The 24,385-nt window shown below is 52.1% G+C and carries 28 protein-coding genes; 11 read left to right on the top strand and 17 right to left on the bottom strand.

All coding sequences use genetic code 11. The features are described from left to right. Positions 1-44: 44 nt before the first annotated feature. Positions 45-734 (top strand): dethiobiotin synthase, encoded by a 690-nt coding sequence (gene bioD, locus ACSBQN_RS06415; RefSeq protein WP_024473129.1) that lies wholly within the window; start codon positions 45-47, stop codon positions 732-734. A 70-nt stretch (positions 735-804) separates the two neighbouring features. Here bioD and ACSBQN_RS06410 read toward each other — a convergent pair whose 3' ends face one another. The 3 genes from ACSBQN_RS06410 to ydfG all read right to left on the bottom strand — a co-directional run bounded on the left by ACSBQN_RS06410 (position 805) and on the right by ydfG (position 2,341). Continuing rightward, a complete protein-coding gene (locus ACSBQN_RS06410; RefSeq protein ID WP_004238391.1) occupies positions 805-1,038 on the bottom strand; it encodes a DUF1161 domain-containing protein in 234 nt (77 codons plus the stop codon). Positions 1,039-1,057: 19 nt separating this feature from the next. Next, positions 1,058-1,423, bottom strand: a complete 366-nt coding sequence (locus ACSBQN_RS06405; protein ID WP_004239248.1) for a DUF1283 family protein — start codon at positions 1,421-1,423, stop codon at positions 1,058-1,060. 168 nt (positions 1,424-1,591) lie between these two features. Beyond that, positions 1,592-2,341, bottom strand: coding sequence for a bifunctional NADP-dependent 3-hydroxy acid dehydrogenase/3-hydroxypropionate dehydrogenase YdfG (gene ydfG, locus ACSBQN_RS06400; protein ID WP_004239249.1), 750 nt, complete (start codon positions 2,339-2,341; stop codon positions 1,592-1,594). Between the two features lie 100 nt (positions 2,342-2,441). Between ydfG and ACSBQN_RS06395 the strand changes: the two genes are divergently transcribed. After that, complete coding sequence (locus ACSBQN_RS06395) at positions 2,442-2,948, top strand: GFA family protein (protein WP_205501270.1); 507 nt, start codon at positions 2,442-2,444, stop codon at positions 2,946-2,948. Positions 2,949-3,023: 75 nt separating this feature from the next. On the opposite strand, the gene ACSBQN_RS06390 is transcribed toward ACSBQN_RS06395, so the two are convergent. From ACSBQN_RS06390 to prpB, 3 genes are read right to left on the bottom strand one after another with little or no spacing between them, the layout of a single operon-like run. After that, positions 3,024-4,475 carry a bifunctional 2-methylcitrate dehydratase/aconitate hydratase gene (locus ACSBQN_RS06390; RefSeq protein ID WP_434991638.1) on the bottom strand — a complete coding sequence of 484 codons (1,452 nt, stop codon included), beginning with the start codon at positions 4,473-4,475 and terminating at the stop codon, positions 3,024-3,026. A gap of 26 nt (positions 4,476-4,501) precedes the next feature. Continuing rightward, positions 4,502-5,665: a bifunctional 2-methylcitrate synthase/citrate synthase gene (prpC, locus tag ACSBQN_RS06385; RefSeq protein ID WP_004238396.1), complete on the bottom strand. Its 1,164-nt coding sequence runs from the start codon at positions 5,663-5,665 to the stop codon at positions 4,502-4,504. 60 nt (positions 5,666-5,725) lie between these two features. Further along, positions 5,726-6,610: a methylisocitrate lyase gene (prpB, locus tag ACSBQN_RS06380; RefSeq protein ID WP_004239252.1), complete on the bottom strand. Its 885-nt coding sequence runs from the start codon at positions 6,608-6,610 to the stop codon at positions 5,726-5,728. Positions 6,611-6,893: 283 nt separating this feature from the next. Here prpB and prpR point away from each other — a divergent pair, with 283 nt between their 5' ends. The 4 genes from prpR (at position 6,894) to ACSBQN_RS06360 (ending at position 11,384) form a co-directional block, all read left to right on the top strand. After that, a complete protein-coding gene (gene prpR, locus ACSBQN_RS06375; protein ID WP_024473126.1) occupies positions 6,894-8,507 on the top strand; it encodes a propionate catabolism operon regulatory protein PrpR in 1,614 nt (537 codons plus the stop codon). Positions 8,508-8,625: 118 nt separating this feature from the next. Continuing rightward, entirely contained in the window at positions 8,626-9,261 is a 636-nt protein-coding gene (gene alkB, locus ACSBQN_RS06370; protein WP_036408046.1) for a DNA oxidative demethylase AlkB, read from the top strand. 12 nt (positions 9,262-9,273) lie between these two features. Continuing rightward, complete coding sequence (gene ada / locus ACSBQN_RS06365; protein WP_024473124.1) at positions 9,274-10,356, top strand: bifunctional DNA-binding transcriptional regulator/O6-methylguanine-DNA methyltransferase Ada; 1,083 nt, start codon at positions 9,274-9,276, stop codon at positions 10,354-10,356. Between the two features lie 14 nt (positions 10,357-10,370). Next, positions 10,371-11,384: a hypothetical protein gene (locus ACSBQN_RS06360; RefSeq protein WP_024473123.1), complete on the top strand. Its 1,014-nt coding sequence runs from the start codon at positions 10,371-10,373 to the stop codon at positions 11,382-11,384. 51 nt (positions 11,385-11,435) lie between these two features. Here ACSBQN_RS06360 and ACSBQN_RS06355 read toward each other — a convergent pair whose 3' ends face one another. Next, entirely contained in the window at positions 11,436-13,175 is a 1,740-nt protein-coding gene (locus tag ACSBQN_RS06355; RefSeq protein ID WP_024473122.1) for an ABC-F family ATP-binding cassette domain-containing protein, read from the bottom strand. A 368-nt stretch (positions 13,176-13,543) separates the two neighbouring features. Between ACSBQN_RS06355 and ACSBQN_RS06350 the strand changes: the two genes are divergently transcribed. Beyond that, the gene (locus ACSBQN_RS06350; protein WP_201893198.1) at positions 13,544-14,275 is read left to right on the top strand and encodes a virulence protein; all 732 of its coding nucleotides are present in this window, start codon (positions 13,544-13,546) and stop codon (positions 14,273-14,275) included. Here ACSBQN_RS06350 and ACSBQN_RS06345 read toward each other — a convergent pair. Together ACSBQN_RS06345 and ACSBQN_RS06340 are read right to left on the bottom strand one after the other, a co-directional pair. Continuing rightward, complete coding sequence (locus tag ACSBQN_RS06345) at positions 14,272-14,952, bottom strand: GNAT family N-acetyltransferase (RefSeq protein ID WP_373369078.1); 681 nt, start codon at positions 14,950-14,952, stop codon at positions 14,272-14,274. The genes ACSBQN_RS06350 and ACSBQN_RS06345 overlap by 4 nt on opposite strands. Before the next feature lie 10 nt (positions 14,953-14,962). Then, on the bottom strand, positions 14,963-15,625 hold the full coding sequence (locus ACSBQN_RS06340; protein WP_024473119.1) for a GNAT family N-acetyltransferase: 663 nt from the start codon (positions 15,623-15,625) through the stop codon (positions 14,963-14,965). A gap of 86 nt (positions 15,626-15,711) precedes the next feature. Here ACSBQN_RS06340 and ACSBQN_RS06335 point away from each other — a divergent pair, with 86 nt between their 5' ends. Beyond that, positions 15,712-16,302 carry a TetR/AcrR family transcriptional regulator gene (locus ACSBQN_RS06335; RefSeq protein WP_024473118.1) on the top strand — a complete coding sequence of 197 codons (591 nt, stop codon included), beginning with the start codon at positions 15,712-15,714 and terminating at the stop codon, positions 16,300-16,302. A 1-nt stretch (position 16,303) separates the two neighbouring features. Here the strand turns inward: ACSBQN_RS06335 and ACSBQN_RS06330 are convergent, their stop codons facing one another. The 4 genes from ACSBQN_RS06330 to ACSBQN_RS06315 are packed head-to-tail and all read right to left on the bottom strand — an operon-like array spanning position 16,304 to position 17,703. Beyond that, positions 16,304-16,789 carry a GNAT family N-acetyltransferase gene (locus tag ACSBQN_RS06330; RefSeq protein WP_024473117.1) on the bottom strand — a complete coding sequence of 162 codons (486 nt, stop codon included), beginning with the start codon at positions 16,787-16,789 and terminating at the stop codon, positions 16,304-16,306. After that, complete coding sequence (locus ACSBQN_RS06325; RefSeq protein ID WP_337137262.1) at positions 16,786-17,364, bottom strand: TetR family transcriptional regulator; 579 nt, start codon at positions 17,362-17,364, stop codon at positions 16,786-16,788. Before ACSBQN_RS06325 ends, ACSBQN_RS06330 begins: the two co-directional genes overlap by 4 nt. Before the next feature lie 26 nt (positions 17,365-17,390). Beyond that, a complete protein-coding gene (locus ACSBQN_RS06320) occupies positions 17,391-17,528 on the bottom strand; it encodes a hypothetical protein (protein ID WP_158001768.1) in 138 nt (45 codons plus the stop codon). Beyond that, the gene (locus tag ACSBQN_RS06315; RefSeq protein ID WP_072015093.1) at positions 17,473-17,703 is read right to left on the bottom strand and encodes a KR domain-containing protein; all 231 of its coding nucleotides are present in this window, start codon (positions 17,701-17,703) and stop codon (positions 17,473-17,475) included. Before ACSBQN_RS06315 ends, ACSBQN_RS06320 begins: the two co-directional genes overlap by 56 nt. Positions 17,704-17,865: 162 nt before the next feature. Between ACSBQN_RS06315 and ACSBQN_RS06310 the strand changes: the two genes are divergently transcribed. Next, positions 17,866-18,420, top strand: coding sequence for a dihydrofolate reductase family protein (locus tag ACSBQN_RS06310; protein WP_434991637.1), 555 nt, complete (start codon positions 17,866-17,868; stop codon positions 18,418-18,420). Here ACSBQN_RS06310 and ACSBQN_RS06305 read toward each other — a convergent pair. Next, complete coding sequence (locus ACSBQN_RS06305; protein WP_354632754.1) at positions 18,402-18,794, bottom strand: hypothetical protein; 393 nt, start codon at positions 18,792-18,794, stop codon at positions 18,402-18,404. The genes ACSBQN_RS06310 and ACSBQN_RS06305 overlap by 19 nt on opposite strands. 277 nt (positions 18,795-19,071) lie before the next feature. On the opposite strand from ACSBQN_RS06305, the gene ACSBQN_RS06300 reads away from it, so the two are divergent. Beyond that, positions 19,072-20,340: a hypothetical protein gene (locus ACSBQN_RS06300; protein WP_214177171.1), complete on the top strand. Its 1,269-nt coding sequence runs from the start codon at positions 19,072-19,074 to the stop codon at positions 20,338-20,340. Beyond that, positions 20,340-21,653 carry a hypothetical protein gene (locus ACSBQN_RS06295; protein WP_354632756.1) on the top strand — a complete coding sequence of 438 codons (1,314 nt, stop codon included), beginning with the start codon at positions 20,340-20,342 and terminating at the stop codon, positions 21,651-21,653. The genes ACSBQN_RS06300 and ACSBQN_RS06295 overlap by 1 nt, the downstream gene beginning before the upstream one ends. A 38-nt stretch (positions 21,654-21,691) precedes the next feature. On the opposite strand, the gene ACSBQN_RS06290 is transcribed toward ACSBQN_RS06295, so the two are convergent. From ACSBQN_RS06290 to ACSBQN_RS06280, 3 genes are all read right to left on the bottom strand, one after another. Further along, on the bottom strand, positions 21,692-22,882 hold the full coding sequence (locus ACSBQN_RS06290) for an MFS transporter (protein ID WP_354632757.1): 1,191 nt from the start codon (positions 22,880-22,882) through the stop codon (positions 21,692-21,694). A gap of 91 nt (positions 22,883-22,973) precedes the next feature. Continuing rightward, positions 22,974-23,396, bottom strand: coding sequence for a MerR family transcriptional regulator (locus ACSBQN_RS06285; RefSeq protein WP_036408036.1), 423 nt, complete (start codon positions 23,394-23,396; stop codon positions 22,974-22,976). After that, on the bottom strand, positions 23,393-24,100 hold the full coding sequence (locus ACSBQN_RS06280; protein WP_036408034.1) for a GNAT family N-acetyltransferase: 708 nt from the start codon (positions 24,098-24,100) through the stop codon (positions 23,393-23,395). Before ACSBQN_RS06280 ends, ACSBQN_RS06285 begins: the two co-directional genes overlap by 4 nt. Positions 24,101-24,385 lie beyond the last annotated feature (285 nt).

Here is a 24,385-nt window from a genome sequence, read left to right as displayed (position 1 = left end):
TATCAATTTTGATACGCACCTCTTGATATAACGGAAAAACATCTATGTTAAGGCGCTTGTTTATAACCGGCACAGATACGAATATCGGCAAAACTGTTGCGACGCGGGCTTTAATGCAAGCCATCAACCGCCTGGGTAAATCTGTCGTTGGCTATAAACCAATCGCGACAGAATACCACGACACACTTAACGGTAAACGTAACCGTGACGCGATGATCCTGCATGATTCATCATCAGTTGATGTTTCTTATCAGGATATCAACCCGGTCATGCTGGAAAGTAATTACGGTCAGACGACCACCGACGTTCAGTTTCCTGCATTATCGCAGGGTCTGGAAAAATTAAGTCATCTGGCGGATCAGGTCGTGGTGGAAGGGAACGGCGGATGGCGTTATTTACTGAATAACGAGACTTTTTTATCCGACTGGGTGAAAAAGGAAAAACTGCCGGTGATCCTGGTGGTCGGGATCCAGTCCGGTTGTGTGAACCATGCATTATTAACCGCCGAAGCCATTAAAAATGATGGACTGGAAATTATCGGCTGGATTGCAAACCGGATAAACCCGGGGTTATCACACTACGCACAGGTTATGGATCGCTTACTGACGCATTTACCGGCACCACTGCTGGGCGAGATCCCGTATCTGCTGCGCCCGGAAGAGCGGGAGTTGTCGCACTATCTCAATGAAGAGCAGATTGAGATACTCTGGGGGGAGGCGTTAGCAGCGTCCTGAGTCTCCGGTAGAAATACAAAAGGGCTGATAAATCAGCCCTTTTTCATGGTCAAAACCTGACAGCGGGATATTATTTACGCAGATAAATAATATTCTGAGTTTCGTTGTTGCAGTTACCCACAACCTGACCTTCTGCCTGTGCTGCTTCTTCAGCCGGAACCACAGTCAGTGTAAAGCCGTCAGCAGGAACACCATTGCTGATGATTTTCTGCGAAATTTCCTCAGTCACACTTTCACAGGATGCCTGCGCCATAACAGGCGAAACGGCAAAGAGAACAGCACTGAGCGCAATCAGTTTTTTCATCATTTATCCTTAAATATCTTTATTTCCAGCCAGTGGAAACTTCACGCCCTGTATTTGCATCAAGGCAGCGCAGCGTATTAGGTTCCCAATACGCGGTAACAACCGAACTTTTTAAACATGCATCTTCAGCATCAATAGCACGGTCAACTTTATCGAACTCTTTTTCAGCACGGCGGTTGATCTTCTGACGCAGGGAACGGGTATCATCCCATTGCTCTTTTTCCTGGCGTGCTCTCTCTTTTTCAAGCGCAGTATCGCCGCCGCTGATCACACAAGTGCTGCCGGGGCTGCAATTGGTGGTGGCTGCGCCTGCATGAGCTGCAAACATGAAGGGTGCAGCAAAGGCGGTCGCGATAAACCACTTTTTGAGCATGGAGTTAGTCATTGTCGTGTTTTCCTCAAAGTTCAAACCTGCAAACGTCATTCTGATCGTGAGTATTATAGCAAAGTGTATTAATGCACCAATAAAAGACAACGTTTTTCAGCGATAATTTCAGGTAATTTAAGAAAATTACCTGATTATACGGATACCGGCTTATCTTTTGTGGTGGTTTCAGCCTTCGCGGTGCACACTCAGCCCGGCGAATGACTGACAGACCGGCATCATTTCCATAGTATTAATATTTACGTGCGACGGCAATGTTGCAACCCAGAAAACCGCTTCCGCGATATCATCCGGCATCAGCGGATCAGTATTTTTATAGGTATTTGCGGCTTTTTCCTCATCTCCGCGATAGCGGATACCGGAGAACTCGGTGCCACCGACCATGCCCGGTTCAATGTCAGTCACACGGATTTTTTTACCGGCCAGATCTGCGCGCAAAGCCAGGCTGAACTGACGGACAAACGCCTTGGTTCCGCAGTAAACGTTACCACCGGCATACGGCCATGACCCGGCGGTTGAGCCCAGGTTAATGATATGGCCACGGTTTCTTTCCACCATCCCCGGCAGGATAGCGCGGGTCATATGCAGCAGCCCTTTGATGTTGGTGTCCACCACCACATCCCATTCTGCCGGATTGCCTTTATCAACGGTTTCCATACCCAGCGCTAGTCCGGCGTTATTGACCAGAACATCAATTTCACGCAGGGATTCAGGCAGTGAATTAATCACATTATCGACTGCCGGGCTGTCTGTCATATCCAGAGCCAGCGGGAAAAATTTGCTTCCGAACTCTTTTTGCAGTTTCGCCAGGCGTTCAATACGGCGGCCGGTGCCGATAACGGTATGGCCGTTCTCAATAAATTTGCGGGCAAATGCCTCACCAAAACCTGCTGTTGCACCTGTAATTAAAACAATCATCACATACTCCGATTCTGTCAGCGGGGATCCCCGGAAAAAATAACAATAACCATGGCGATATAATACCGGTGGTAATATCCTGCTAGTGTATCGTGTCTGCATGACAGAAAGCGGGTTACAGATTCCGTTTTTCAGTTTTCATCACGGAAAAACACTGAAGTTAATCAATAACAACCTGATTATATACAGGAGACAGGAAATGGTTCAGGGTCAATGTTTGTGCGGTAAAGTAACAGTATCTGTGCCAAAACCGGTGCACGATGTCTCTGTCTGCCATTGCGGCATGTGCAGAAAATGGAATGGTGCACCGTTTATGTCTGTGGATTGCGGCAGTGATGTTACGCTCAGTGGTGAGGAATATATCACCCGTTATCACTCCTCAGAGTGGGGCGACCGCTGTTTCTGCCGAGAGTGCGGGACACACCTGTTTTATTATCTGAAACCGGCAAATCAGTATTATGTCTCTGCGGCACTGCTGGGAGAAACAACAGAATCCCGGCTCTCAATGCAGATTTACACTGACAGTAAACCGGCATATTACAATTTTGCGGAAAAAACGCCGATGCTGACTGAGCAGGATATTCTGGCGATGTTTCAGGCTGAATAATGGCTGAAACCAGATAAAGCAGAAAGCGGATACCGGAGTATCCGCTTCGTTTTTCTGCGTTGCCGGGCAGAGAAATTAAATAACAAACAGATCCATAAACTCGCTGACTGACATGGATTCGAGTGTTTTACGGTCACGGGCAGCATTCAGAATGCGCTGCTGCTGTGTTTCCGGGAACATACGCGCCAGGTTGGTGCGGAATTTCGCCAGCAGCAGCGGAATACCTTCCTCACGGCGACGGGCATGCCCGACCGGATATTCGACCACAACTTCATCCAGAACAGTACCGTCTTTCAGGGTCACGGTCAGGGCGTTGGCGATAGAGCGTTTTTCCGGATCATGATAATCACAGGTGAACGCGGTATCTTCCTCACAGTGAATGCGGGCACGCAGGGCATCGATGCGGCTGTCTGACGCGATCCCGTCTTCATAATCTGCCGCGGTCAGGCGACCGAAGATCAGCGGAACCGCCACCATATACTGGATACAGTGGTCACGGTCAGCCGGGTTATTCAACGGGCCGTGTTTATCGATAATACGGATACAGGCCTCATGGGTGCGGATAGTGACTTTCTCAATATCATCTGCAGTTTTACCCAGTGCCGCCAGTTTGTGATGCAGTGTCATTGCTGCCTCAACGGCGGTCTGAGAGTGGAACTCTGCCGGGAATGAAATTTTGAACAGCACGTTTTCCATCACATAAGAGCCGTAATCGCGCTGGAATTTAAACGGTTTGCCGTCAAACAGCACGTCATAGAAGCCCCAGGTTTTGGCGGTCAGAACGGTCGGATAGCCCATTTCACCTTTCTGCGCGAACAGTGCCAGACGTACCGCACGGGAAGTGGCATCACCGGCAGCCCAGGATTTACGTGAACCGGTATTCGGCGCATGGCGGTAGGTCCGCAGAGACTGTCCGTCTACCCACGCATGAGAAACCGCGCTTAATAACTGCTCACGATCCAGCCCCAGCATTTCGCCGACAACTGCCGTAGACGCAACTTTCACCAGTACAACATGGTCAAGGCCGACTTTGTTAAATGAGTTTTCCAGTGCCAGGCAGCCCTGAATTTCATGGGCTTTGATCATAGCGGTCAGTACACGTTTCAGCGGCAGTGGTGCCTTGCCTTTGGCAATCGCTTCACGGGATAACCAGTCTGCAACGGCCAGAATACCGCCGAGGTTATCGGACGGATGACCCCATTCCGCCGCCAGCCAGGTATCGTTAAAATCGAGCCAGCGGATCATGGCACCGATATTGAAGGCCGCCTGAACCGGATCCAGCTGAAATTGGGTGCCCGGTACTTTGGCGCCGTTCGGGACAATGGTTCCCGGCACGACAGGGCCGAGCATTTTTTTGCACGCCGGATATTCCAGGGCTTCCAGACCGCAACCCAGGGTATCCAGGAAGCAGTAATATGCGGTGTCATAAGCGCGATCACTGCTGATGTCCATATTCAGAACATAATCAGTGATGTCCTGAATGACCTTGTCGTACTCTTGATGCTGCGGGGTAAAAGATGCTGACATACTTTATCTTCCTTTTTAATCAATAATTAGCGCGCTTTAAGGGGTACGAAGGTCTGGTTTTCCGGTCCGGTGTAATTGGCGGACGGACGAATAATTTTATTATCCAGACGCTGTTCAATGATGTGTGCAGCCCAGCCTGCGGAACGGGCAATAACAAAAATCGGGGTAAACATGGCGGTCGGCACACCCATCAGGTGATACGCCACCGCTGAGAACCAGTCGAGGTTCGGGAACATCTTCTTGTGCTGAGACATCACGGATTCAATGCGATCCGCAATATCAAACAGGCGGAAATCTTTCGCTTCTTCGGATAACTCACGGGAAATCGCTTTGATAACCTGGTGACGCGGGTCAGCAATGGTATACACAGGGTGACCGAAACCCATCACGACTTCACTGCGGGTGAGGCGGGCGAGAATATCCGCCTGAGCTTCATCCGGTGAGCTGTAACGTTTCTGGATCTCCAAAGACACTTCATTGGCGCCGCCGTGTTTTGGTCCGCGCAGTGCGGCAATCGCCCCGGTGACGGAGGAGTAGAAATCCGTTCCGGTTCCGGCGATAACACGGGCAGCAAAGGTGGAGGCGTTAAACTCATGTTCTGCATAGAGAATGAACGAGGAGTTCATAAAACGCACCCAGTTTTCAGACGGTTTTTTGCCGTGCAGCAGATGCAGGAAATGGCCGCCGCAGGTATCGTCATCAGTTTCGGTATCAATGCGGCGATCATTAAACGCATAGTGATACCAGTAAAGCAGCATGGAGGTCAGGGAAGAGAGCAGGCGATCGGCGATATCACGGGCACCGGATAACGGATGACCCTCTTTTTCGGGCAGGACGCAGCCCATAATGGACACGCCGGTACGCAGCACATCCATCGGGTGGGCAGAAGCCGGCAGCGCTTCCAGAGCTTTCTTCACACTGTGCGGCAGGCCGCGCAGTGATTTCAGTTTTGCCTTGTAAGCGGCCAGTTCTGCGGCGTTCGGCAGTTTTTCATGGATCAGAAGATGAGCGACTTCTTCAAAATCACATTGTGTGGCTAAATCCAGAATGTCATAACCGCGGTAATGCAGGTCGTTCCCGTTAATTCCCACAGTACAGAGTGCAGTATTGCCGGCAGCAACGCCGGACAGTGCGACGGATTTTTTGCCTTTCTTCAGTGCAGGTTCAGGTTTGCTAAGTTGTTCATTCATGACGGGTGATCCTTATTATTATAGTGAGTGTACAACCTGCTTCGCGTTATCTTTCAGAGGTTATTTTTTCTGCGAAAACAGTGCGTCGAGCTTATCTTCATAATCGTAGTAGTTAATGCTTTGGTATAATTCATCACGGGTCTGCATCTGTGAAATCAGGCTCTGTTGCGTGCCTTCACGGCGCAGGGTGTTATAGACATTTTCAGCGGCCTTGTTCATGGCGCGGAAGGCGGTGAGCGGATACAGGGCGATAGCGATATTCACACTGCGCAGCTCATCCAGGGTAAACAGCGGCGTTTTACCGAACTCGGTAATGTTTGCCAGTACCGGAACGCTGATTTTGTCGGTGAACAGACGATACATCGCCAGCTCTGTAATCGCTTCCGGGAACAGCATATCCGCACCGGCATCGATATAAGCCTGTGCGCGGTCGAGCGCGGATTCCAGACCTTCCACTGCCAGCGCATCAGTACGCGCCATCACCACGAAATTCTCATCAGTCCGTGCATCAACCGCAGCTTTAATGCGATCAACCATTTCCTGTTTTGAGACGATTTCTTTGTTCGGGCGGTGACCACAGCGCTTTGCGCCGACCTGGTCTTCAATGTGCATCCCGGCAGCCCCGGCTTTGATCAGGGACTTCACGGTACGCACCACGTTAAAGGCCGACGGGCCGAAACCAATATCCGCATCCACCAGCAGCGGCAGATCACACACATCTGTAATACGGCGGACATCCGTCAGTACATCATCCAGCGTGGAAATCCCCAGGTCAGGGATCCCCAGAGAGCCTGCGGCAACACCGCCGCCGGAGAGATAAATCGCTTTGTAACCCGCACGCTTTGCCAGCAGTGCATGGTTGGCATTAATAGCACCGACCAGCTGCAGCGGGGATTCAGACTGTACAGCGTCGCGGAATGCGCGTCCTGCGGAATAAAGTGCCATATATTCACCTTGTTATTAGTTTGATACTCAGATGTTATAAAGCAATCGCTATGCCAATCAGCCGGGTAAGGTAACTAAAACGCGAGATACATCACACATTTGGCGCATTTATCCTGTCATTACGTTACCCACTATAGAATTTGCCGATTCCGTCTGACAAGCAGGATGTTAGTTTTCTGTGATGGTGATGCTATTTATGTTTCAAAATAGCTGTTAATGTGTTTCATAAAATAAATATGAAACATTTGAAACATTTGAAACGCATGAAACAGGGGAGAAACGCATGGCTCAGAGTGACAAACCGGTGATCTGGACGGTCTCCATTTCACGCCTTTTTACCCTGTTCCGTGATATCAGCCCGGAATTCAGTGCCCGTGCCAGTATCAGTGCGATTAATCTGGGGTTCGATGCAGCAGTGGAGGCGATTCGTGAACGGCTGAAAACAGAACGCTGTGATGCGATTGTCAGTGCAGGCTCTAACGGTGCGTATCTGAAACAGCATCTGCCGGTGCCGGTGATTGTCGCCGCGCCGGGCGGGTTCGATATCATGCAGGCTTTGGCACGGGCACGGCAGCTCAGTCAGCGCATCGGCCTCATTTATTACCGTAATACTTTTCCGGCACTGGACTCGCTGGCACAGAGTTTCGGTATGCAGATTGAACAACGCAGTTATGTGACCGCCGAGGATGCACGGGCTGCCTGTCTTGCCCTGAAAGCGGACGGTATTTCTGTGGTGGTGGGCGCCGGATTAATCACCGATATCGCCGCAGAGTGCGGCATGACCTGCATTTTCATTTATTCCAATGATGCCGTCCGCCGGGCATTCACCGATGCAATAGAACTGACGCGCATCCGCGACCAGCCGCAGAACATGCCTTTGCCGGTGGCGGGCTCTCTGAATGTCCGCCATACACTGAATGATATTCTCGGCACCTCGCCGGTGATGGAACAGGTGCGTGAAACCATCACGCTGTTCGGGCGCTCGAAAGCGACAGTGATGATCCAGGGGGAAAGCGGTACCGGTAAAGAGATGGCGGCACAAGCTATTCATCATGAATATACGTTGTTTCATAAACATAAGCGGACGAAACGCGCTGCACCCTTTGTGGCGGTGAACTGCGGGGCTATCCCGGAGAGCCTGCTGGAAGCGGAACTCTTTGGTTATGAGGAAGGCGCATTTACCGGTTCGCGGCGCGGCGGCCGTGCCGGGTTATTTGAGGCAGCGGACGGCGGCACACTGTTTCTGGATGAAATCGGTGAAATGCCGGTATCGCTGCAAACCCGCCTGCTGCGGGTGCTGGAAGACCGCGCCATTGTGCGTATCGGCGGCTATAAACCGATTACTGTGGATGTGCGGGTGATTTGTGCAACTCACAATGATCTGGATAACCGGGTGGTGGCGGGTACATTCCGCGCGGATCTGTTTTACCGGCTGGGGGTATTGCGTTTACAGCTTCCGGCACTGCGCGACCGGGGGGCGGATATCCTGTTACTGACAGAAAAACTGCTCAAACTGGCGTTTGCTGAGCTGGATCTGCCGCTGCATCGTGGCCATCTGCAGCAGATTCTGGCATGCAGTGACTTTTTCTATCACTACCGCTGGCCGGGAAATGCCCGCGAGCTGCGTAATCTGATGGAACGGGTGGCGCTGTATTGCAGTGCTTATCCGGATAAAATTATTACAGAATCATTATTACTGAAACTCTCTCCTGAACGGCGCATGGTGATTGCTCCCGCCCCTGTGACCGATCTCCCGCCGGAGCCGGTGAATACCGCCACGGCAACAGAAGCGGTAGCCCGTTTCCGGGGGGATCGCCGCGCTGCCGCCGACTGGCTGGGGATCAGCCGCACCACCTTATGGCGCCGTCTGAAACAGGAACAGAACACTTCATCCTGACTGCCCGCCGCTTTATACTGTGCCTCAGAATTGAAAAGCAAGAGCCGGAGTGTTTGTCTGTATCCGGCCTGCAATACTGTCATCACCGGAAAGACACAGGAAACAGAACGGAGGCGTTATGTCAGATCTCTTTGCTCACGATGAACCGCTTGCAGTGGCACCCGATGCGTATCTGCTTAAAGGTTTTCTCAGTGATGAGGATGAGATGCTGCTGGCGGAAATCCGCCGCCTGACCGCCATTTCGCCGTTCCGCCATATGCAGACGCCCGGCGGATACCGGATGTCCGCGGCCATGAGCAGCTGCGGCATATACGGCTGGGTCTCCGATGCCAAAGGTTACCGCTACTCACAAACAGATCCGCTGACCGGCAATCCGTGGCCGCCGCTGCCGGATGCGTTTTTGTCACTGTCGCAGCAGGCGGCGGAGCGGGCGGGCTTTCACGGATTTTCGCCGGACAGCTGTCTGATTAACTGTTACGCGCCGGGCGCCGGTATGTCTCTGCATCAGGACAGGGATGAGCCGGATCGCCGCCAGCCGATTGTGTCATTTTCACTCGGTCTGCCGGTGCAGTTTCAGTTCGGCGGCAGTGAGCGGCATCATCCCCTGAAAACCTTTGCGCTTGAGCACGGTGATGTACTGGTGTGGGGCGGCCGTTCCCGTCTGAATTACCATGCTGTCCGTCCGGTAAGGGCCGGAGTGCATCCGCTTGCGGGTGCCCGGCGGTTTAATCTGACCTTCCGCTGCGCGCGGTAACGGAGAAACAGGATGACAAAACAGACAATACTCTCAGACGATGCGTGCTGGGCAGCGCTGGCCGCCAGAGATAAAACAGCCGATACGCTGTTTGTGTATGCGGTGAAAACCACACAGACATGGGGATTTCCGTCTACTGTTGTGCGGCTGCCGAAACGGGAAAATACTGAATTTTTTGCCACGCCGGAAGAGGCGGAGGCTCACGGCTACCGCGCCGGAAAACGCCGTCAGCGCAGCGGTGAGGCTATGACGCAGCGCCATGCGGAACAGGTGGTGCTGGCCTGCCGGGAGCTGGAAACGCGGATCGATAACGGTGAGCCGTTGCCGTCACTGGCAGAGCTGGCCACATTGTGCGGCGTGAGTCAGTTTCATTTTCACCGTATTTTCCGCTCACATACCGGACTGACACCGGCGGCATGGGCAAAAGCCTATCGCGGGGATAAACTGCGGGAACAACTGACAAAACAGACGACAATCACCGGCGCAATCGCTGAATCCGGCTTCAGTTCCGGCAGCCGGTTTTATGAATCGTCGGATACACTGCTTGGTATGACGCCAAAAAGCTGGCGGGCAGGCGGCAAAGGGGCGCGGATTTTCTTTGCTCTGGCGATATGTGCGCTGGGAGACATTCTGGTGGCGCAGAGTGAAAAAGGTATTTGTGCCATCCTGCTGGGGGATGATGCGGAAGCGCTGTTACGGGATTTGCAGGATCAGTTTCCCAATGCGGAACTGGTCGGCGGTGACGCACAGTTTGAACAGGTCGTTTCCCGGGTGATCGGGTTTGTGGAAGTACCATCTTCCGGGCTTGATCTGCCGCTGGATATCCGGGGCACTGCATTCCAGCGCCGGGTCTGGCAGGCATTGCAGTCCATCCCGGCGGGGACGACTGTCAGTTACCGGGAGATTGCGGAACGGATCGGCTCCCCGAAAGCGGTCAGAGCGGTGGCCGGTGCCTGTGCGGCAAACTGCCTGGCTGTGGCTATCCCGTGTCACCGGGTGGTGAGAACCGGCGGGGAACTCGCGGGTTACCGCTGGGGGATCGAACGGAAAAAACGTCTGTTGCAGCGCGAGGCATTGCAGCAGGAAATCGGTTAAAAAAAGGAATACGGATGCGTTTTCGCACAACAATGTTACTGAGCAGTTTATTTTTTGTCATTCTGCCGGTGATGGCAGTCGCCGCGCCTGCAACGGCTGAGGTCATTATGGATAATGACGCAACAATTCCTGCGACAGCGGCCGGCCCGTTGTTTGACTGTGACAGTGAGCTGATAAAACTGATTGCAGGCAGTAATCATGGGCTCGTCCGCACAGAAAAAGTCACTGCGGACAGGCTGGGGATTTATATTGAAAACCGGGATATTAATGAGCTGGCTATTCAGCTTTCTGATACACGGCAAAAGCCCTCGCCGGAATCGCCGGGAGCAGGGCAACTGGGCTGGGTGACTTACAATATCAAAGAAAATACCCTGGCAGCGACAGGGGCGGATGCGGAGCATCCCGTCCCGCTGACCTTCAGCGCAGCGCAGGGTGAACGGCTGCAATCCTGTCTGAAAAAAGAGAAAACGTGTCAGCAGATCCTCAGTACGCTCCGCTACGAACCCTTTATTGCAATGTCGCCGGAGTGGCGCGTCACCGGCAAAGGCCGGGCTTATTTTTATGCGGCACCGGCGGAACAGTGCCGTAATGATAATGTCTTTGTAGTTCCGGGGGATGTCCTTCAGGTGGTCGGATTGCGGACTACGGAACCGGTGAAAGGGGAAAAAGAGGGCTGGCTGCTGGTGGCTTACGGCAATGTGCAGGGCTGGATTAATGTTAACCGGCTGGCGTCACAGGACGCGCTGTGCGATGCGGCAACCGGGAACGCGGACAAACAGTATCAGGCGGGCCTGAAAAACAGTAAGCCTTCCTCATACAAATACAGTGTGACACAAAATCGCCTGCGTTTTTATGATGCTCCGGATAAGGGTTGTATTACTGATGCTGCGGATTTTGTGGTGAAAGATGATGCGATCTGGGTGGATCGTCCTCAGCCGTATCAGGGATTTGTTCATGGCCGTTATATACATCCGGCTACCGGTAAAGTCACAGAAGGATGGCTGGAAGCAGACGGACTTAAAAGATGAATTAAAAAGGCCGCTACAAAAAACGTAACGGCCTGCATTTATAATGGCGTATTACAGCCCCAGTTCATTGCGCAGTTGCGCAATCTGTTCGCGCCACTGCTGTTGAAGTACCGGTTTCTGATGAGCGGGTTTGCGCTGCAAATCCGCCGCCAGTTTTTCCTCCAGCGTAATCAGTGCCGCCAGCGAATCCTCTTCGTCACTGACCGGAACGGATGGCTCCGGGACCGCCGGTAACATGCTGTTGCCGGTGCCGGAATCTGCATTCAGGGCACGGATAGCATCATAGACCTGATCCAGATCGTGATATTCCGTCAGTCGGTTACCGTCGATATACCAGAAGCGGTTACAGCTTTTTTCGATCAGTTCCCGGTCGTGACTGACCAGAATCAGCCCGCCCTCAAACCGGCTGATCTCCTCCGCCAGCGCCAGTTTTCCGTCCATATCCAGGTGGTTGGTCGGCTCATCCAGCATCAGCAGGGAATAATTGGCCAGGCTCAGCCCGACAAACAACAACCGCGCCCGCTCGCCGCCGCTCAGGGCAGATACTGTCTGCTGATGACGCAGATACGGGAAACCGGCGCTGATCAGTGCCATTTTCCGCTGCTCATCAATCAGTGGCGCAAATGGTTTCAGCGCATCCATCAGTGAATCACTGTCATTCAGTTGCGCCAGTTTCTGGTCGTAATACCCCAAATGTACACGTGGATGCAGCACCAGCGGGCTGTCCGGCAGTGTTACCTCCGGTTTCTGCGACTGTGACCAGATCATCCGCAGCAGTGAGGATTTTCCGGTGCCGTTTGCGCCCATCACCGCAATGCGGTCGCCGGATTTCACAGACACATTGTCTGTCACATACAGCGGCGGACAATTGTCTGCCGGGATCACGGACAGCTGATTAAAGGCACACAGCCGGTCTGCCCGCAGAGCATCCCCGGTCAGCTTAAGCTGCCACTGACTGCCGATCGCCAGCTCAACCTGGTCATCCTGCAACCGGTCTATCTGTTTTTCCATCTGTTTGGCTTTGCGGGAAAGGGCTTCGTTATCATACACTTTTCCCCATATCGCCAGCCGTTTGGCACTTACCGCAATGCGGTCGATCTCTTTCTGCTGTGCATTGTGGCGGTGCTCATCGCTCTCATCCTGTTGCGCCAGCGCTTCCCGCGCCTGTGTGCAGGGCAGACGGAACGCTGAAACGTTACCGTCCCGCAGCACCCAGGTACAGTTGGTGACGTGATCCAGCAGGGCGTTATCGTGAGAAACCAGGATAAAGCTGCCGCGCCAGTTTTTCAGGAACTGTTCGAGCCACAAAATAGTCGGCAGATCCAGATGGTTGCTCGGTTCATCCAGTAATAATAAATCCGGCCGGCTGATCAGCGCCCGCGCCAGTAACAGCCGGGTATGCTGGCCGCCGCTCAGCGCGGTGACCGGTAACTGCCACTGTAGCGGGTCAAACCCCATCTCTGTCAGCAGCATTTCTGCCCGCCACATTTCGGACAGATGCTGTTCCGCCGGTAATTTATCCAGTACGGCATCCGCCAGTGACAGGGTATTCAGAGATTCCGGCAGGTGCTGTTCGATATACGCCATAATGACGCGGTTCGCCGGGGTAATCGTGCCCTCATCCGGTGTCAGCTGGCCGGACAACAGCTTCATCAGGGTACTTTTCCCGCAGCCGTTATGCCCGATCAGGCCGATTTTTTCCCCCTGATTCAGGGCGACAGAAATATCGGTTAACAGTGGTGTGTGACCGGGATGGAATGACAGATTACGGGTTGATAATAATGTGCTCATAGCTTACTCAAATTTCAGGCATAACAATGCCATGGGTCATGAAACGCGATAACCCTGTAAGCTGAGGAAGGATGTTAAATTCAGTAAAGCTTCACTCAGGCAGGATTAACGCACAGCGTTAACAGAAAAGCCTGAGTTCTGACGATTACCAAAGAAATGTGAGAATTCAATCACATAACTTAACACCATAATTAGCCTCCTTATTTATTCTCTGAGTTGATGGATGCGAGCATCATACCATTGCCTGTGAATAACAGACAATGGCGGAGCTTCATTTGCCTTAAACTTCCGGAACAGAAGGTTATTTTCTGGCGTTTTTCTCTGTGGTGTCATGATAAAAACGTCTTTTGTATAACAGGGACGGCACCATGCCATTAAAGCGAACCGGATTAAAACTGGATTTTTCACTTCTTAACCTGCCGGAGAAAGATGATAAAAAAACACACTTGCCGACAGATGATTATTTGAAACAGCATATTGATGCCTTATTGATACAGATGAAACAAATGCCGGTTTCATTCATAAAAGAGGCAGAGAATGCGCCGGATTATCCGATGCTGCAACAATGTGGTTATTCCTCACGATATAACGGATTTCATTTATCTAATGATTGCGGTGATGTATTTATCCGCGCCCGCAGAGAGAAACCTCACTGCGCTGGTGGGTTTGAAGGTGATAAATTTCATTTGAGTGTGCATGAATCACAGATTGCACAAGCGGTCACTATGCTGTCAGGAGCGCTGTTTTCAGATAACAATCCCTGTGACAGATGGAAAATAACGGATATTTCACAGGCAGAGCCTGACAGCAGAGTTAAACGCGGAGCCCAGATAACTTTATATGTTCGTCCTGTTCCGGGTGAACATCCTTATAGCGCAGAGCTGCTCAGTGAAATCCGCAGATTTATCACCGGGCTTGAATACCGCCTGACAGAAGGGGGGATTGTACCGGGAGAATACCCTTTATCAGATATCCGTCCGCCACACTGGCAATTTACCAGCTACCGTAATGAAATTATCAGCGGGCGGGAGGGCTGTGAGGCGGACCATCAGCGGTTAGCGGAATCCGCATTTTACCGGCTGATGACAGATCGGGATTAATCGGCAGCGGGGCGGAACATATCACAATGCGGAATACCGTCCTCATCATAAACGTCAGAACAGACAGTAAAGCCACATTTTTCATAGAAAGCCGTCAGATGCGCCTGTGCACTGATAACAATGCGCCGTGTCCCGAAATGCCGGTATACCGCCTGTACAGCGGCCGCCATCAGCGGATAGCCCAGTTTTTGCCCGCGGAATTGCGGATTGATCACCACCCGGCCGATGGCTGCCGGTGCCGTACCGTTTTCCGGCGGCAGGATACGGCAGCAGGCCATAATTTCACCGTCCTGTTCCGCCCAAACGTGCAGTGCCGTGAGGTCGGCACCGTCCGGATCGAGATAACAGCAGGTCTGTTCAACCACAAATACCGCGCTGCGCAGCGCCAGCAGGCGATAGAGTGTCTGGGGTGGGAGGTCGTGCAGGGCGGCAGTCTGCCAGTTAATCGGTGTCATGTGTCTGTCCGTCGGTAGTAAGAGAATTATGCACCGGGCATAAAAATCAATATGTGCATCAGTAATATCATGATTACGGATCCCATTCAGCCGGATAATGGTTTTCAGCCCGAAATAGTACGACAATAATTGCTCTGTCCGCTGACGGCCCATGCACGGGTCCGCGCCGAACGCCATCCGGGTGGCGGTGTGCGGTAAATGTCCGGAAGGCAGAATAAACATAATCAGCTCATTATAGTGTGGGTAAGGCCATGTAATACCAGCCGTAAATATCCATATAGCGTTCGGTGGTGCGTGAGGTTTCGTATTTCACATCCTGAAAACCCCGGCGCAGATACAGTTCTCTGGCTTTTATATTTAAGTCAGAGACATACAGTGATAACCTGTTAATGGCCGGGTCCGCCCGTAATTGTGCGGTGATCTCATCAAGAATCTGATTGCCTATCCCGGTACCGCGCAGTGATTCATCCACACACAGGTAGGACAGATAAGCCGTATCCGCTGCCGGAATATAGACAAACATCTGAAAAATCCGACGGATTCTCAGAAAAGGAATAAAACCGGCCCTGCGCAGGATAGCCAGAGAAGAAACCGGTGCCGGGGCGTGCTGCGGCGGGTGTTTAACCCCGTAAGTCAGGCCATATACGGCGACCAGTTTACCGTTACGTTTTACCTGAAAGTGACGGTCATACGGGTCACTGAGTCCGCGCTGCCAGAACATCGCCAGCACGGCCTGACGCTGTGCATCCGGCATAGTGCTCACGGTTTTGAACTTGGATGAAAATGCCTGATAAAACAGGGCGGTGGCAGGCTCAAGCCCGGTTTCATCCAGACATTCGGTGATTAATCTGCCGTTATCAGCGTCAGAGGTACTGTTTTTTATTATGTTTGTCATAATCTTCAATACAGAAAATGTGGTATTATAATAGATAGAGTAATCAGTCTAATTTCTATTATCCGGTTTTTCGGAGACACTTCCTTATGGAAAAATTAACGGAAAAGCAGCAGCGCAAACGTCGTCAGATCCTTGACGCTGCAATGCATTGTTTTATCGAAAAAGGTTTTCACTCCACCTCGACGGCAGAGATTTGTAAAGCCGCCGGGATGAGCCCCGGGAATCTGTTTCATTACTATCCGACTAAATACGCCATCATTGAAGCGATTGCGGAACTGGACGAGGATGACCACAAGGCGATTCTGAGTATCGGTGATGCGCCGGGACATACGGCAGATATTATTGAAAAAATGATAACGGCGTTGATTATGTTGTATAGCGAACCGGGTTATACCCGCCTCAGTCTGGAAATTATCACCGAGGCAAGCCGTAACCCTGAGCTGAATGCAGCTTTTGTTGTTAATGAGCAGCGGCTGCACAAAAAATTCTGTGATGTGCTCAGACGCGGCATGGCCGCCGGAGAGATTGACCCGCAGCTGGATCCGGCACAGACCGCGTCCTGGCTGCTGGTGATGACGGACGGCACGCTGGGGCGTGAACTGACGGAACCGCAATTCAGCCGGGAGGCGTTTCTCTGCGGGTTACGTGTGTTGCTGAGAAAGGCGCTGAAGCCCTGAATTACGCTTCGCTGACAGTCCGCTGCATCACCGTGACCAGCTCGTCATTGATCACATCATCATACATAGCCTGCCAGCCCATCCGTGCATACATGGCCTGTTTATCCGGCGTGTAGAGATTCAGTGCTGCCAGGCGGCGCTCTCCGGCGGCGGCAAAAACCGCCCGTGTCAGTGCGCTGCCGAGACCTTGTCCGCGGGCGGCGGGCAGGGTGTAAATCTCGCCGGTCCACCAGTCCGCATTTGCCATACGGCAGGTTTTCAGCTCCCGCCAGATCAGGCTGGCCGTCCCCGATAGTGCGCCGTTTTTATCCGTGGCGACAAACAGCATTTCGCCGTTATCACCGTTCATCCGTTTTATCAGACGTGCCAGGATAATTTCCGGTGTCTGCCACTGCGGCAGTTCCTGCCATTCCTGATGTAAAACCTGAGCAATACTTTCCGGCAGCGGTAAATCGCCGGGTAAACCGGTAACAGGGCGGATATTCATGATAATGATGCTCTCGGGCGTTCAATAAGTTCGGTAATTAATGCCAGTACCGGCTGAAACAGCGCCCGGCTCTGTTCAAAGGTGTAATCAGTCCGGCGGATCGCCACCGTATGGCCGTGCAGGGCATCTGCCAGCAGATGCAGAATAGCGGTCTGCCGTGACTCATTCAGCCCGCAGGGCGCAATAATGCGCAGATAGCGCTGACGGAAACAGCCGGACGGGCCGTCACTGTTCAGTGATAACAGAATATCCAGCAGATCACTGTAAATATAGAGCAGATGCAGATAACTTTCTGCCAGCCGCTGAAGCTCCTGTTGTACCGGAGCCTGTGCCGATGGCTGATAAATATCATCCACCAGAGCGGTGGCGAGGGCTTCCAGCAATGCCTGTTTATTGCGGAAGTAATAATAAATCGCCATCGGATCGACCTGCAACTGTGCGGCAAGGGCGCGGATCGATGGGACTTTTCCCTGTTCATGTAACAGTTTTCCGGCTTCGGACAGAATATTTTCTGCGGTCAGCTTACTGCCCCGGTGAGCAGGGCGTCCGCAGGGCGGTATTCGGGATGATGTCATGTACTACCTCTGTCAGCGGAAATATGTCACGCCCAGTGCGCGACACGGGTATTATCGTCGCCGCAGGCGCCGAGATGAACAATATGGCGGACACCGGATTTACGCGCCTCATCGATAAAGATTTTGCTCTGTTCCGGCATGGCGAGGGTGTAGCCGGTCATCATAATCGAAATAACGCACCGGCAGGCCACTGTCGGCAAGCTTTTGCGGGTCACGGGCAGCCAAAATAATATTCACATTTCCGCGTTCGCGCAGGCACTGTATCAATAGTGTTCCCACCTGACCGGTTGCTCCGGTGATTAGTACCGTTTGTTTTTCTGCGCTTGTTTGTCCGCTCATATTTTTCGCCTGTTTTTAATGATTTTTTAATCATGTTTTGTCTTTGCCGGTTGACGTTAACCATATCAGCCCGCTAAGCTGTGTAAATATATTCTACAGTGTAGAATTGGGGCGAAGCACAATAATACACTGTTCTGTTAATCCGTCATTAAGGTATTCACTATGCGTCATATTATTTATATAGCCACCAGCCTGGACGGCTATATTGCCGATGCGCAGGACAAACTGGACTGGCTCTTTGCCGTACCGAACCCGGAGCAGGACGATATGGGATTTTCTGCCTTTATGCAGCGGATTGATGCAGTGGTGATGGGGCGGAGAACCTTTGATACTGTCTGTGCGTTTGACGGGGAATGGCCATATGACAAACCGGTTTTTGTGCTGTCCCGCACAGTGACGGAATTACCGGAAAAACTGGCGGGTAAGGTGGTATATCCTGTTCAGGGAGAGATTGGTGATGTGCTGGCAGATATTCACCGTGCCGGATATCACAACCTGTATATTGATGGCGGAACGGCGGCAAAACAGTGTCTGGCCGCCGATCTGATCGACGAAACGGTGATCACCACGGTACCGCTGTTGCTGGGTGGCGGCACGCCGTTATTTGGCTCGCTGCCGTCACCGCTGCAGTTTGTTCACATCAGTACAGAACGGTATTTTGATTATATGGTGAAAAACACCTGGTACCGTCAGCGGGATCAGGCTGCACACGCCTGACTGCACTGCGGGTGACTCAGTCCAAATACCATTTCCCGTGAATCCGGCCTGAACGAGCCGGACTGATGGTCGCCGTAAATATGACGAACCATCAGCCCGCTGAATGTCACGGCTTCCGTGATTTCCGAAGCGGAAGGGAACGCAATATCCGATTCTGCACGGTAAACCGGGCCGTTTTCCCCGATCTGATAAAAGGTCTGATAACGGACAATGCCGTTATGCTCTGATACATCATTCCGGGATATCACATCGCCGAATTTATCACTGCGCTGTACTTCCCGGCTCAGTGCCGGGATCCACTCCCGCCACTCCTCAGCAGCCGGGTTGCGGCTGTCAAACAGCACAATGCCGTCCGGGCTTAAATGACGCTGCATATTCTGCAATGCAGCAATACGCTGCTCCGGTCAGAATTTTATCCGGGTATTTTTCCACAATAGCGGCTATCAGCGTGCCGGTACCACAGCCCAGATCCAAAATCCGCCCGGCAGTGGCCGCCCGGGTGTGATGATTCCCGACACTAACCTGAAACACTGAGAAATACCTTAAAAACAGGCTTTCCCCGGTGAATTGCGGCCTGTACGGTTTTCTGCAGCGCACTGAAACGATAAACTCGGGTTAATTTACCAGTGATTACCGGGCACTCATTCCGTTATGAAAAAAGTCTGTTTTTTTGATTTACCCTTTGTCCGCCAGGACAGCAATGCACCGCCGGAGCACAACTACCGCCGGATCATTGCGGGTGATAAGGTGTTCTATACCTTTACCTCTCAGTTCAGCGATGATGCAGTGCTGAAAAAACTGAAAGAAGGTGACAGGATATATATCGGTGCCCGGCCGCTGGCCGGCGGCAGTTACTGGCTGCACTGGCTGGTATCACCGGAACACGGCAATCTGGAGCCGGAAATGAAGAGCTCCGGTAATCTGCGGGGGCTGAGAAATCTGGTCATTGCACTGGTACTGATGATTTTCTCTGTCAGCACGTTTTTTCAGCCGTTAAACAATGCGTTTATCGGTGTATTGATGATCTTTGTCTTTACCGGCGGGATCTGGATGCTGGCCATCGCGGTTCAGGGGTTGATGGTCGCAAACAGCCGCGCAATGAATCATCTTCTGAAAGGGCTGACACAGGTGAAGGCCGGGAATACGGCTGTCTGCCGTCAGGCGGAATATCTGCTGACGGACGCATCCGTGAATATGAAACATAAGCGGCGCTGGCCTGCAGATGATCGTTTTAATGAGCTGGATTCTGTGCAGCCGGAAGATTACCGCTATGCGGAAGAACTGACGCTGACCGGTGTTCAGGGAAAAATAGCAAACCTTGGTTCTGTCCGCGGTTTCACCGGCAGCGGTAAAAGCCGGCGGGATTATATTGATTATCATTTTTCATGCCGGGGTCTTCCGTTTGTGCTGCGCAGTTATTACAACAGCCTCACTGAAGATATGAACCCGTTGTTTTTCCGCCAACACCCGCTCTTTATTGCGGATAATGATCCGGTGGCGCTGACCGTGAATCAGCAGAAAGGAACGATTACCGGGATGTACAATGAGCGCGACCACAGTGCTTACCTCAAACCGGAAGGAATGGTGGTGTCATCACGGCAACTGAAAATGATTTATAAAGTGTTTGCCGGTACTTTTCTGCTGATGATGCTGATTGTTTTATCTTTTTCAATCAATGATCTGATGAGTATCAGCGGCACACCGGATAAATGGGACTGGTTACATGCGGCAAAATTGCAGGGCGGCATCATGCTGATGTTTATCATGATTTTCAGCGGCATCATGCTGATAACCGAAGTGATTGCGTTGCTGACACGAAAATACTCAGCAGCTTCGGCTCGTTTTGTGTTTACCCGCCAGATGCTGGTTCAGGCCAGACAACGGAACGGAAAAGATCCGTTTGTACAGGAAGTTAACTGATGTTTGCCGACGGACGTACCCGGATCGCGTTGCTGGCGGTTGTGTTTATCACCTCAATGATGCTGACGTTTTCTGATTCATTTTTTTCAGCGCCGGAGAGAATACGGACCCGCAGCTATCTGCCGGAAAAAGAAGCGATAAAATTAACATCTCTGGCCATCAGCAGTTTCCGCGATGGTGTGATGATAACCGGTGCCAGGGACGCTATGCGGGTTGATCTCGTTACCTGTGATCAGAAAACCCGCAGTTGCAGCCACAGTAAAAATATTGGCTTTAACCCGGCGGATGAATCTGATATTCCGCTGCTGAACCTGAAAATATCCCCGGATAAAAAAGCCATCGGCGATTACCTGCACAAACAAACTTATAATCTGAGGCGCAGTGAAGTCTACGGTGACAGGCCGCTGGTGCCGGTCACCTATATTATGACTGAGCAGAAAGGGGATTTACGGGTCAGCGCGATGTTTATGGGGCGGGTACAAAGCCAGCTGTGTGATATGCAGGGACGCTGTCTGATTATTTTCAGTGATTATGCCACCTACGGCAAAGAATATGTCTTTTACTCCCGGGACGGTGGTCAGCAGTGGCAATGGTTATCACAATGGACAATGCCGGAACCCGCCGGAGAGGCTCAGCTTCTCGCTATCACAGAACCCGGCAGTGTGCTGATGGTGCAGAGGGACACACTGTATCAGACCCGTGATTCCGGAAAGCACTGGCGGCCTTTATTCAGTATGGATAACCGGAAAAAACGGTATCAGGATGACGGGCGCTGGTATACCAGCCTGAGCACCACTAAATGGCACTATAACGGAGACGGGCGGGTGATTGCATGGATGAAGGATGAGCAAAATGATCCGGAAAACACCATACTGGCCTGTTTTAATACCCAAACCTCAGAAACGGAATCTGATCAGGTTGTCCCCGGGGAGATTGACGCGCTCGACAGTACCACCGGCGGAGATATTTATTTTGCGCTGACGGAAAAAACCCGTAAACGGCCGGAGGTTAACCACTTTAACTGTAACGGTGATTATTCACAGCGGCTGGAAACCGGCGGATCTTATATTAACGGACTGCAGGGCGGCAGTGATGATTTACTGATAGCGGGGTCAGGTTCAGAAACCCGCATATCGGATGATGGCGGGCTGAACTGGAACACTGCAGCACCATTGGCGAAAGAGTACGGGGAAACCGTTTTATTTGATAAGTGGCGCAATCGTCTGTTCTATTTTCAGGAGAGTCACTACAGTAATAACCCGACAGGAAACCGTGACGGCATTGAGTATAAAACCTCGGCAGTACAGCAATGATATCCGCCGCTGTCGTTAAGGCAGCGGCGGTAATGTATTCAGGCGGCGGCCTTTTCTGCCGGGGATTCATCCATACTGCGGCGCAGTAAAAACATCACTATCAGAATCACAATGCCGGTTGCCAGCCCGGCGACATTTACGGAATACCAGCCCGCATAATAGAAGGCGAATCCGGCCAGCAGACTGCCGAGTGCCCCGAAACTGAAGATAAGAAAATCGGTCGCACCCTGGATTTTAGCCCGTTCATTGCCGGTATAAGTGCGCGGCAACAGATGTGTGGTGCTGATCAGAATAAAGTTCCACGCCAGTCCCAGCGAAGTCATGGCAATGAGAAAGTACGTGTAACTGCTGCCGGTCAGACTGACCGCATTGCTGATTAACAGGCAAATCACCCCCAGCCAGACAAAGCATTTTACCCCGGCCCGGCTGATTAACTGCCCGGTAAAGAAAGAGGGCGCAAACATTCCCAGAATATGACACTGAAACACAAAGGCAATTGCCGGGAATTCAAATCCCTGCGCTTTCATCGCCAGCGGGAACGAGCCGACCATATAGACTACCAGCGCATATCCGGTAGCACTGACTACGGCGATCAGAATCAGCAGCGGCTGGGAATATAACTGCCGGTATGGGCGGTTTTTTACGGTATCGCTGATCTGAGCGGGAAGCTGAGCTTTCAGCGGTAAAAATATCAGCAGAACAAAAGCCATCAGATAGATAGCCGTCAGCGCGCCGAACGTACCGAGGAACGGATAAGCCGCCACCAGTGTCCGGGTGGACATCGCCAGAGACGGCCCGATCAGCACGGCGATAATCCCGCCGCTCATCACCACGCCGATAGCTTTTGCCCGCAGCGCGGCAGGGGCTTCCTCCAGTGCGGCAAAGCGGTATTGCTGGGCGGTACCGATGGCAATACCGGTAAAGAACGTTCCGGCGGAAAACAGCAGCATATTGTGTGTATAAATACCGGCGATAGCCAGTAATGCCCCGGCCAGCCCGCCGATATTACCGAGAATAAACCCGGCGCGGCGGCCGAAACGCATCATAAAGTGAGCCATCGGCACCGAGGCGGAAATCAGGCCGATATATTGTGCCAGCAGCGGGATCGTGGCATGTGCCGGATCGTCCGCCAGTTGTGAGCCGATAAGAACGGCAACAGAGAGCACCAGGGCATTCCCGGTGGTAAATAAGGCTAAGGCGGCTGAGAGCCAGTAAACAGAACGCGGCATAATAATTCCTTATTATTCAACAGAAAAAGTGAATAATGACATCAGACGGAAATCAGTATGCCGGATGATACAACTTCAAGTTAACTTTAAGTCAAGCGGGATTTTTCACCGTTTTGCTTCTGTTTTTTTTCAGACTGACACTCAGGATTTTGCGGAACTTCGGGCACGCCAGATGGTTTTCTGCCGGGCACTGCTCAATATGCAGCAATCCCTGTTTCAGATTTTGCAGCTCGCGGATTTTCTGGTCAATTTCTGTGATTTTTGCCTGAATTGCCGTCCGTTCAATCCCTTTTGACGGCAGTTCGCTGAGCATTACCGCGATTTCATCCAGTGAAAAATGTCCCTGTTTGGCGAGAATGATCAGGGACAGCCGTGTCAGCACCTCTTCATCATAAATGCGGGTCAGGCCCCGGCGCCCGGCAGGCATGATCAGGCCTTTGCTTTCATAATAGCGGATGGTGGCGGTTGTCAGGCCGGTCAGCTCTGCGACACGGCCGATATCAATCATTTTCATACTGCATCACGCAGGGATGCCAGAGAGCGGATCTGTTTGCCGTCCGGGGTGAAATTATCCGCTGACAGCCACTGTTCCAGGGCGCGGTTAACCAGCGGCCATTCACAGTCAGTAATGGAAAACCATTCGGTGTCACGGGTACGGCCTTTGACAACCCGCGCCTGACGGAAGCAGCCTTCATACTGAAAACCCAGGCGCAGTGCCGCATTGCGGGACGGTGCATTGAGGCTGTCGCATTTCCATTCATAACGGCGGTAACCGAGAGTATCAAATACATATTTCATCAGCAGCCAGTGGGCTTCCGTTGACATTACGGTGCCGCTGAGCAGCGGGGAAAAATGCACATGTCCGACTTCGGTAACACCGTTTTTCTCATCAGTCCGCATCAGGGAAAACAGACCAACGGCTTTGCCGGTGTGCTTATCCGTAATCGTGAAAAACAGCGGGTCCGACGATTGCGCATTTTTTTCGGTACGGGCGCGGTATTCATTCAGATCGGCCGGTGGTTCATCCGGCAGCCAGGTCCAGTAACGCCCGTCAGGGGCGAGTGAAAACGCCCGGTACAGGTCATCCGCATGAGCCGGACTCAGCGGATCTATCCGGCAGTGACGGCCTTCCGCACTGATGCGGGCAGGGTAAGGGCGGGCGGTCCAGTCCGGAACGATATCACCGACAGTTTGTCCGAATGCATTTATCTGACTCATTTATTCTCTCTCCGCGCTGTTTTACTTTCCTGTACTGTAATATGCTGAACGGGATGAGAAAAGAGCCGGTTTTTTAAAATTTCAGAGAACCACTTCAGCGACGGGTACTCGCTGCACGATTTTCCGGCAGAATAATATTGATACGATAAAATAGTGCTGTTCAGATAAATAAAACGCCGGGAAATATTCCGGCGTTTTATTCTGTGCTAATCAGATACAGATCATTAAATATGGATATTTACAGATTATTTCCCGGAATATACTCTGGGGGAGTACATAACCGTG

Source organism: Morganella sp. B601, assembly GCF_051172335.1.
GTDB classification, from domain to species: Bacteria; Pseudomonadota; Gammaproteobacteria; order Enterobacterales; family Enterobacteriaceae; genus Morganella; species Morganella morganii.
This window is presented reverse-complemented; position numbering and strand designations above follow the sequence as displayed.